Consider the following 1579-nt stretch of genomic DNA (forward strand, 5'->3'; position numbering starts at 1 on the left):
CTGCCCACCGGACCTTCCTGCCCCTGTTGGCCCCGCTCGCCCTGCGCACCCATGGGGCCCTCGGCCCCCGGCGTTCCGGGCGGTCCCATCGCGCCCGGCGGGCCGGGCTCACCCCTGATTCCCGCCTCGCCGCGCGGACCGGGCGGACCTGGGAGGCCCGGCGCCTGCTGGCCGCATTCCCCGACCACAATGCTGCGCGCCTGCTTGGTTGTCCGCAGCGTCGCGATGCAAGTGGCCGGATGATAGACGACGTGAAACTCGAAATAACCGCGGGTATCGGTGCGCTGCGAGAACTTCCCGTCCAGGGTGATCTCGGCGTCGGGTTCGCCGGCATTGCCCAGCACCCAGAGGTCGCCGGCAGTGATTTTCGCGGCCTCGATACGCATGTCGGCTTTCGCCGGAGCGATCCAGAGCAAAGACCCTACGAATATTGGCACCATGGCGCATCGCCGGCGCGATAGACTCATGTCGGGTCTCGCGAGCTTCATGTCGGCAGAATGCCATTCGCTTCTGAATTCGCAATAACGCGCGAGAATTTTGATGTGAAAAGCTCCGTTTTAGCGGTGTATCCGGCCGAATTCGGTATTCGCATGCCAGGCATCCGCAATATGGCCGATGAATGGCCGCGTCCGTCGGCGGTCTATGCCATCGAGCAGGTGTGATCGCGCACAGCCCGGTATCCGGGTTCGCGGCACTGCCCGCGTGGTCCGAGCGCGGCCGTGCCGCATCGCGAGAGCGGTTCCGGTTCCCATGGTCAGGGCGCCGGGACAGGGTGGAGCGACCGGGGCGCGAACGGAGGCGTCGCCCTAAGTCCTTGTTCTGACACCGTTGCCCGCGCCGGGCTCGCGGTCGCGTCGGTCCTGCGCGCTTCACGGTGGACGACCGGGGGCTGGTCGTCGGGACTGCTGCTTTTTCCGATGCAACGGTTTCGGCCCCTTGTTCGTTTGGGGTGTCGCGGCATTGCACCATGAGCGCCAGGCCGTCCGATTCGACCCGTGGCCGGTACCCGCCAGGTATGCCGAGCCCGATTGTGCGGCGCACAATCAAACATTGCGTAAGTTGTTGTTCGAGCCGTTGTTTCGGTCGAACCCCCTGGGGGATTCCGTAGCAACTACTGAACGTCAGGTTCGCCCGACAACCCGGCGCGCGACGGCTTAATCCCCGCCACATATGCGTTTTTTTACAAAGATAACCTGTTTAAGGGGGCTAATTAAAATATCTGACAGCTTGTCAGCCCAATTTGCCCCGTCTATAAGGCCCGAAGTAACTAATCATTAACCACCCGCCATTGGCCTCAACCGAGGAGCTGAGACCATGCAGGGTCGTACCGAATCCCAGATGTCCGAGGGCGCCTCTGCGCCGCACCATAGGGTTGAGATGTCGAACGTGGCCGATCAGATTGCCGGTCAGGTGAGCGAGGCGGCCGAGGCTGTTGCGGAGGCGGTTCTGCCGGAGACGCCGTTCGTGGCGCGGGGGCTTCGGCTCGACTGGGCGGCCAAGCGCGGGCTCGACATCGGGGTGGCGGCGACCGCGCTGTTCCTGCTGCTGCCGCTGATGCTGCTGATCGCCGTGCTGGTCT

At 64.3% G+C, this 1579-nt stretch carries 1 protein-coding gene and 2 pseudogenes; 2 read left to right on the top strand and 1 reads right to left on the bottom strand.

What is annotated here, in order from left to right; genetic code table 11:
• Positions 1-386: pseudogene (locus FV228_RS29145) on the bottom strand (collagen-like protein); the annotation flags it as partial.
• A 111-nt stretch (positions 387-497) separates the two neighbouring features.
• On the opposite strand from FV228_RS29145, the gene FV228_RS33525 reads away from it, so the two are divergent.
• Positions 498-662, top strand: a complete 165-nt coding sequence (locus FV228_RS33525; protein ID WP_187277964.1) for a hypothetical protein — start codon at positions 498-500, stop codon at positions 660-662.
• A 715-nt stretch (positions 663-1377) separates the two neighbouring features.
• Positions 1378-1579 (top strand): annotated as a pseudogene (locus tag FV228_RS29150) (sugar transferase); the annotation flags it as partial.

It is taken from the genome of Methylobacterium sp. WL18, assembly GCF_008040015.1.
GTDB classification, from domain to species: Bacteria; Pseudomonadota; Alphaproteobacteria; order Rhizobiales; family Beijerinckiaceae; genus Methylobacterium; species Methylobacterium mesophilicum.